At 69.7% G+C, this 8,050-nt stretch carries 4 protein-coding genes and 1 pseudogene; 3 read left to right on the top strand and 2 right to left on the bottom strand.

All coding sequences use genetic code 11. The features are described 5' to 3' along the window. Positions 1-659 precede the first annotated feature (659 nt). Positions 660-1,061 (bottom strand): annotated as a pseudogene (locus tag ACZ49B_RS38675) (hypothetical protein); the annotation flags it as partial. A 224-nt stretch (positions 1,062-1,285) separates the two neighbouring features. Beyond that, positions 1,286-3,913, bottom strand: coding sequence for an RICIN domain-containing protein (locus ACZ49B_RS38670; RefSeq protein ID WP_468315899.1), 2,628 nt, complete (start codon positions 3,911-3,913; stop codon positions 1,286-1,288). A gap of 302 nt (positions 3,914-4,215) precedes the next feature. Between ACZ49B_RS38670 and ACZ49B_RS38665 the strand changes: the two genes are divergently transcribed. From ACZ49B_RS38665 to ACZ49B_RS38655, 3 genes are all read left to right on the top strand, one after another. Continuing rightward, a complete protein-coding gene (locus ACZ49B_RS38665) occupies positions 4,216-5,766 on the top strand; it encodes a sigma-70 family RNA polymerase sigma factor (protein WP_468315896.1) in 1,551 nt (516 codons plus the stop codon). 183 nt (positions 5,767-5,949) lie between these two features. Continuing rightward, complete coding sequence (locus ACZ49B_RS38660; protein ID WP_468315893.1) at positions 5,950-6,105, top strand: hypothetical protein; 156 nt, start codon at positions 5,950-5,952, stop codon at positions 6,103-6,105. Then, a partial coding sequence (locus ACZ49B_RS38655; RefSeq protein ID WP_468315890.1) for a non-reducing end alpha-L-arabinofuranosidase family hydrolase occupies positions 6,102-8,050 on the top strand: 1,949 nt, incomplete at its 3' end. The genes ACZ49B_RS38660 and ACZ49B_RS38655, both read left to right, overlap by 4 nt.

Genomic DNA, 8,050 nt, shown 5'->3' with positions numbered 1-8,050 from the left:
CCGATCATCGGCGAACGTCCTCACCCCATTTCCTCTCCTTCGAAGAGCAATTCCAACAGGAGGACCAACACCGGCGGTGGCCCGCCCCCCCCGTCGGGGGGAGCGGCCCACCATGGCGTAGCTCGGCTGGGCACTGCCGCAGGCCGCGCTACCAGCGGTACCAGCGGCCGCTGCTGTTGGCCGGGCGCACCGCTGCGGCGCCGTCCGCCGCCACTACTGCCTGAAGGACTGAAGGTTTCGTCATAGCGGAGCCATGTGCACCGTGACGTCGAGGCCCCGGGCCCGGACCCCGTCCGGCTTTGCGGGCCAACCTCCTCGCCTCCTGGATGCACCTGCTCCAGTCCAGCGTCGTGCACGTCAGCACAATGCTGCCAGCAGGTCCTGGCCGCCGAAATGGGCGAAGAAGCTCAGCGACGAGGACCGGCGTGGCCTGACCGCGCCGTTCTGATCCATGTCAACCCGTACGGCACCTTCCGCCTGGACATGGACCAGCGACTCGACCTGGGGCTCACGGTGCCCCGCCCCCGCAGTTGGGCGGACACCTCCGACGATCGGTCACGGAGACACGCTGAAGTACTCCCGGGTCCCAGATGAACGAGGCGGCGTGGTGGGGCTCGATCCGATGCGTGCGCATGCCGCACGCGACCGCGCTGCGATCGTCACCGTCTCGGTCCTGCGGCAGCGTAGGCCGTGGTGCCGGCGACCGTGAGGACCAGGGCCGTCCAGGTGCCCGCTGCCGTGCCGGGGGGCAGCAGCATCCAGGTCGCCACCTGCGTCGGCACACTCGTCGGGGGCGGGGCGAAGAACGAGAACGCGAGCCAGGCGAACGGCAGCGTCCAGGCGTACTGGCCGCCCGAGAGCGCCGCGCCCAGGGCGACCAGTCCCATCAGGCCCGCGCTGTCTCGGACGACGAACGCGGTGGTGGCCATGGACTCGCCCATGGTCTGCACGGTCAGCAGCACCGTGCCGACGACCGCGCCGAAGAGCAGCACGTGTGCCGCTCTGCGTGGCGCCCAGCGGATCGCGGCTGTCCGGTCCAGCGCGAGGTCTTGGCCGCTGAGCGTTGGCAACGTCGGTTCCGGCCGCTGCCTGGACGTGCCCGGCGCCAGCACCACCGACGGCACTCAGCTCAGCCTGTCCGCAGGCCTCTCACAGGGGGCTGGACCACGAGGATTTGTTCCCCGCGGAGCCGGTTATCCGCGTCCGGCAGCGACGTCTCCCCAGGTCCCTCGGCCGTGGCGGGGCCGCAGGCCGTTGTGCCTGCGGCCCTGCCGGAGCGTCGGGGTCAGGACGGGTCGCCGTACTGCAGGCCACGTCCGTTGGTGCCCACGTACACGCGGCCGAAGGCGTCGGGGTCGCCGGTGATGACGCCGGTGCCGCCGATGCTGCCCCACTGGTGGGCGTCGTCGTTGACCCGGAGCCAGGTGGCACCCTTGTCGGTGGAGCGGAAGACGCCAGCGACGTCCTCGACGGTGCCGATCAGGTACAGGGCCTGGTAGGAGGCGCCCGGTGCGGCCTTGCCGAAGCCGAGGGCCGAGGCGGACTTCACCGCGGCGAGCCGGGTGAAGGTGCGGCCACCGTCGGTGGAATGCAGGAGTCCCTGGCCGCCGCCGGCGATCCACAGGTCCCCCGCGACTCCGGGAACGGCCTCGAGCCGGCCGTCGGCGGGCAGGTTGGCGGCCCGGGCGCTGAAGGTCGCCCCGCCGTCGGTGCTGGCGTAGAGCGTGCCGCCGACCAGTGAGTAGAACTCCCTGGCCGAGGAGCGGTCGGCGACGACGACGGCGTCGGTGCCCAGGCCGCTGACCTTCGACCAGCTCGCTCCCTTGTCGGTCGAGCGGTAGGGGGCCTGGCCGGTCTGCGTCCAGACGATGGCCGAGCCGTCGGCGGAGAGCGCTACGCGGCCGCTGTCGGCGCCGGCCACCGGTTCTGACGTGAAGCCGTTCCAGCTGCGGCCGCCGTCGGTGGAGTAGGCGCCGTCCTGCGCGCCGCCACGGCCGACGCGGACCATCATCGCGGGGTTGGACTGTGCGAAGTCGATGGACGTGCTGTTGGTCATCATCGGGTTCTTCAGTCGCCCGGCGGGCACCTCGGTCAGAGAGTCGTGGTGGAATCCGCCCAGGTCGCCCATGGCCGTGATGACATGGGCGCCGCCGGGCGGGGCAATCGCATCCAGCAGTGCGGTCTCCTCCAGGCCGCGGGCCCCCACGCTCCAGTGGCTGGTGCCGCCGCTGTCGGAGGCGTTGGCGTCCTTGCTGCGCAGGATGCCGCTTCCGGTGCCGTACAGCACGTGCCCGGAGTCGAAGGGATCGATGGCCAGGGCGGTCATCCAGTGCCCGGTGCCGGTGCCTACGTACGGAGCGGCGGAGGCGTCCCGTACCGATTTGCCGGCCAGGGCCTTCCATGTCGTGCCGCCGTCGGTGGTCCGGTAGATCTCGTCCTCCGGCCACCAGCGGTCGAGGGTGGTGACCATCACCGTGGAGGGCTTGCGCGGGTCGACGGCCAGACCGGAGAACCCGTAACTGCCCTGGGACGGGGAGATGTTCTTCCAGGCCCCGCCGGCCGGCGTGTGCTTCCACACCGAGCCCGCCGTCACGCCGTTGGGGCCGAGGGCGTTGGTGTACGACAGGTACAGCGAGCCGTCACCGGAGAGCACGCCGTGCTGCGGCATCTGGCCGGTGGGTTGCCCGGGGACGGCCTGCCAGGTGCTGCCGCCGTCGGTGGAGCGGTAGAGGGAGGTGGACCCGTCGGCAACGCCGACGTAGACCGTCTTGCTGCCGGCCGGGCCGTACGTCACGAAGGAGATGCCCGCGCCGCTGCTCGCCCCGTCCTTGACGGGGAACGAGGAGACCTGGCTCCATGTCGCGCCGTGGTCGGTGCTGCGCCACAGCCCGTTCTTGCGTGTGCCCAGCAGCAGGGTGCTGTTGTCCGCGGGGTTGATCGCCAGCCGTTCGCCCGCCCCGCGGCCGTCCTCGTTGCCGCCCAGCTTGAACGGCAGGTCGGTGCGCTGGAAGGTGCGGCCGCGGTCCTTGGAGCGCAGGATCGCGCCGTTGCCGGCCCAGTTGTTGGTGTAGGTGCCCGTGGCGAGGTAGAGCCGGTCGGCGTCGACCGGATCGGTGGCCAGCGCGTCGATGCCCAGCAGGTTCCAGTCCTTCTCGCCGAGCCAGTCGGTCAGCGGGATCCACTGCTCGGCCCCGGTGTCCCAGCGGTAGGCGCCACCCATGTCGGTACGTGCGTACAGCAGGCCCTTCTCCCGCGGGTTGAACACCAGGCCGGTGACGTAACCGCCGCCCACCACCTGGGCGTTTCGCCACGTATACGGTCCGGATCCGGGCGCCTGGCTCTCGGCCGTCTTCACCAGCTTCCACTGCTGGTTGGTGCCGCCGTGGCCGCGATACTGGATGACTGCCGCGCCGTCGGCCGTGGAGCCTGCGGAGACGTCCAGGACCTGGCCGCTCCTGCGGGAGGTGAGGACGACGGCGCCGGAACCGCTCACCTCGTCGATCCGCCATTCCTGGGAGGTGGAGGAGCTGTCGGTCTGCTGCTCGGCAGCGGCCGCCTGAGCTGTCGAATCGCCCGCCATGCCCAGTACCTTGCCGCTGTTGCGGTTCACCAGCTCGTAGTAGCCGTCCCCAGTGGGTCGCAGCTTCCACTGCTGGTTGGCGGTGTTCTGGTCGGTCCACTGCTGGATGCGGGTGCCGTCGGCGGTGGAGAAGGCGTTGACGTCCAGCGCCTTGCCGCTGCGTACGGAAACCAGCCGGTAGTAGGCGTTGCCGTCGACCGTAGCGGCCTGCGAGTCCTCCTGCACGAACAGGAGATACGGCACGACGCCGGCGGGCACGCCGAGCAGCAGACCGGTCGCGGTCCAGCGACGGCGGTGACGCCCGCGGCGCCCGTCGTTCGTGGGTTTCTTCATGGGGGGTGTTCTCCTTGCATGCCACCAGAGGAAAAGTGGATCCGGCTACCGGACGGCCGGATCCGACTCCTTGTGGTCACAGGCCCTGCAAAGGTTGCCTTGAGCCGGGAACTTTTACAGGGCACCTCGAGGTGCGCGTAGGGCGTTGATCCGTGGCCGGGTTTGACGCCTGGTGCCGCGGCTGGAACGCGGACGTCAACCCCGGCCCAAAGCACAGGCTTTGCACGCATACCCTTGCCGACGCCAAGGTGTTGCGCCGTACTCGGCGGATCGCTCCCCTGAGAGAGGTGTGAATGGGTCTCATGGATACGGATCACACGGGGCTGGTTGTCGCGGCGCAGGCCGGTGACGATCGGGCGCGCGAGGAGCTGATCGCCGCGTACCTGCCGTTGCTCTACAACATCGTCCGACGAACGCTGAGCGGACATGCCGACGTCGACGACGTCGTCCAGGAAACCCTGCTGCGCGTGGTGCGCGACCTGCCTGCGCTGCGTGCTCCGGAGAGCTTCCGGTCCTGGCTCGTGTCGATCACGCTCCGCCAGGTCAATGCCCACTGGCAGCGGCAACGCGCCTTCGCCGACCGGACCACGGTCATCGACGAGGCGCTCCAGCTACCGGACGCCGGCGCCGAACCCGAGGACGTGACGATCCTGCGTCTGCACGTATCGGACGAGCGCCGTCAGGTCCTCGAAGCCGGCCGGTGGCTCGACCCGGACCATCAGGTGCTGCTGTCGTTGTGGTGGCAGGAGCGCGCCGGATCGCTGAGCCGTGACGACATCGCCGCCGCGATGGGGCTCACCGTCGCCCACGTCGGAGTACGCCTGCAACGCATGCGCGAGCAACTGGATGTGAGCCGCACGATCGTCGCCGCGTTGGGGGCCGACCCGCGTTGTCCGCAGTTGGACGAGACCCTCGTCGGCTGGGACGGTCTGCGTGGATCGGTGTGGCGCAAGCGGATCGCCCGGCACACCCGCGGCTGCCCGCTCTGCACGGCGACGACCGCGGAACGGGTTCCGGCCGAACTGCTGCCCCTGGGCCTCAGCCTGGCGCCGCTGGCCGTCCCGGCCGGACTCGTCGCCGCGCTGGCCGCCAAGGGCCTGCTGTCGGGTACGGCCGCGAGCGCCGCCGGGCTGGCCACGGTCCCCGTCGCCACCGCCACCGCTGCGGGCGGAGGCGCTCTGCACAGCGCGCTGGTCGCCAAACTTTCCGCGGTGACCGCTCATCCACTGGTGAGCCTCGCCACCGGCGCGGTGCTCATAGCCGGGACCGCCACCTACGCGGCCTGGCCCGAACCGGAGCATCGGGCGCCCGGCGCCATCGCCGCTCCCACGGTCGCCGATCCCACGTCGATACCGTCGCGCACTGCCACATCAGCCGGACCCTCCCCGGTGGGTCCGTCCGCCGTAGCGGGCACCGTTCCGCTGGGCGCCCGGTCGCTGGAGTCCGTGGAGGACCCCGCCCTGTACCTCACGTACGCCGACGACTTCGCGACGCTCGGCCCGGTCTCCGCACCCAGCAGCACGCAGACGAGGCAGCGGGCCACCTTCACGGTCGTCGGGGGGCTGGCGGACGCACGGTGCGTCACCTTCCGGGCCGCCGACGGCCGCTATCTGCGCCATCGTGAACTGCGGCTCCAGCTGAGCACCAACGACGGCAGCGAACTGTTCCGTGAAGACGCCACCTTCTGTCCCAGCCCCGGGGCGGTCATCGGGTCGGTGACCCTGCACGCGCACAACTATCCCGGATCGGTCCTGCGCCACCGCGACGGTGGCATCCGGCTAGACGGCTCCGACGGCACTCGCACCTTCGCCGGCCAGGCTTCCTTCATCGTGCGCGGGGCCTGGGCGACATAACGCTTTTTCGCCGCGAGATGCATCACGGGGCAATCGTCCGGGCGGCGCGACTTTTTTGTTACGGGACCGCGCATTCGGGGGCCTCCATAACGTGGGGTGCTTTCCCCGCCGCTCACCATGCGTGTCGGCGCGGCAGGTTCCCCGGACTCTCCCGTTGACGCATCTCCTGAAGAAAGCCCTCCCATGACGCGACACATGCACGAACTCCGGGCGACCGGTACGCAGGAACGGCCCCACGTCCTGCACCGCACCCACCCCGCGGCGGATCGGGCCGTACCGGCCGACGCGCGCACGATCACGGCACCCAGGGTGACCCGCGAGCGCCGAGGAGAATCATGAAGGGCCTGCACCGGCTCAGCCGGCGTCGCCGGATATGCGCGATAGGACTGTCGGCCTCGGCGCTGGTCGCCGGTGTCGTGACCTTCCTCCCCAGCTCCGCCGGAGCCGCGAGCCTGGGTACGCAGGCAGCCCCGTCGGGCCGGTACTTCGGCACCGCTGTGGCGGCCGGCAGGCTCGGCGACTCGCGGTACGCCGCGATCTCGGACCGGGAGTTCAACATGATCACCCCGGAGAACGAGATGAAGTGGGACGCCGTCGAGCCGTCCCGCGGCAATTTCAACTTCGGTCCCGCCGACCAGATCGTCAACCATGCCCTGGCCCACGGCCAGCGCATGCGCGGGCACACCACTGTCTGGCACTCGCAGCTCCCGTCCTGGGTCAGCTCCATCGGCGACGCGAACACGCTGCGTAGCGTGATGAACAACCACATCACCACCGAGATGACCCACTTCAAGGGCAAGGTCTACGCCTGGGACGTGGTCAACGAGGCGTTCGCCGACGGCTCCTCCCAGCACCGCAGTTCGGTGTTCCAGAACGTGCTCGGCAACGGCTTCATCGAGGAGGCGTTCCGCACCGCCCGTGCGGCTGACTCCTCGGCCAAGCTCTGCTACAACGACTACAACTTCGAGAACTGGACCGACGCCAAGACCCAGGGCGTCTACAACATGGTCAAGGACTTCACGTCCCGCGGCGTGCCCATCGACTGCGTCGGGTTCCAGAGCCACTTCGGCGTCGGCGGCCCGCCGTCCAGCTTCCAGACCACCCTGTCCAACTTCGCGGCCCTGGGCGTCGACGTCCAGATCACCGAGCTGGACATCGCCGGGGCCTCCCCCACCCACTACGCCAACACGGTCAAGGCCTGCCTGTCCGTGGCCCGGTGCAGCGGCATCACGGTATGGGGCATCCGCGACAGCGACTCCTGGCGCAGCGCCGAAAGCCCCCTGCTGTTCGACAACAGCGGCAACGCCAAAGCCGCCCACACCGCCGTCGTGAACGCCCTCAAGGCCTCCGCCGGTGCCACCGGCGGCACCGGTACCGGAGCGATCAAGGGCGTCCCCTCGGGTCGCTGTATCGACATCAACGGCTTCACCACCGCCAACGGCACCCAGGCGCAACTGTGGGACTGCAACGGTCAAGCCAACCAGCGCTGGACCTACACCTCCGACAAGCAGCTGATGATCTACGGCAACAAGTGCCTGAGCGCACTGGCCAAGGGCACCGGCAACGGCACCGCGGTGGTCATCGAGGACTGCGACGGCAGCGCCGCCCAGCAGTGGAACGTCAACACCAACGGCACGATCGCCGGCGTCCAGTCCGGGCTGTGCCTCGACGCAGTCGGCGCGGCCACCACCAACCGCACCAAGATCCAGCTGTACTCCTGCTGGTCCGGCACCAACCAGCAGTGGACCGGCCTGTCCGGGACGTCGACCCCGACCACGCCGACGCCGACCGGCAGCGCGTGTTCTCTTCCGTCCACGTACCGGTGGACGTCGACGGGTGCGCTGGCGCAGCCGGCGAACGGGTGGGGCTCGCTGAAGGACTTCACCGACGTGGTGTACAACGGCAAGCACCTGGTGTACGCCTCGAACACCTCGGGATCGTCGTACGGCTCGATGATGTTCAGCCCCTTCACGAACTGGCCGGACATGGCGTCGGCCGGTCAGACGGGGATGAGCCAGACCACGGTGGCGCCCACGCTGTTCTACTTCGCGCCCAAGAAGATCTGGGTGCTCGCGTACCAGTGGGGTCAGTGGCCCTTCATCTACCGCACGTCGAGCGACCCCACCAACCCCAACGGCTGGTCCGCGCCGCAGCCGCTGTTCACCGGCAGTATCCCGGGCGCCGCCCCGATCGACCAGACGATCATCGGTGACGACCAGAACATGTACCTGTTCTTCGCCGGTGACAACGGCAAGATCTACCGGGCGAGCATGCCGATCGGGAA

The sequence above is a fragment of the Streptomyces sp. NPDC031132 genome, assembly GCF_055570595.1.
Note: the sequence above shows the minus strand (reverse complement) of the source record. Positions and strands in the feature narration are given on the sequence as shown.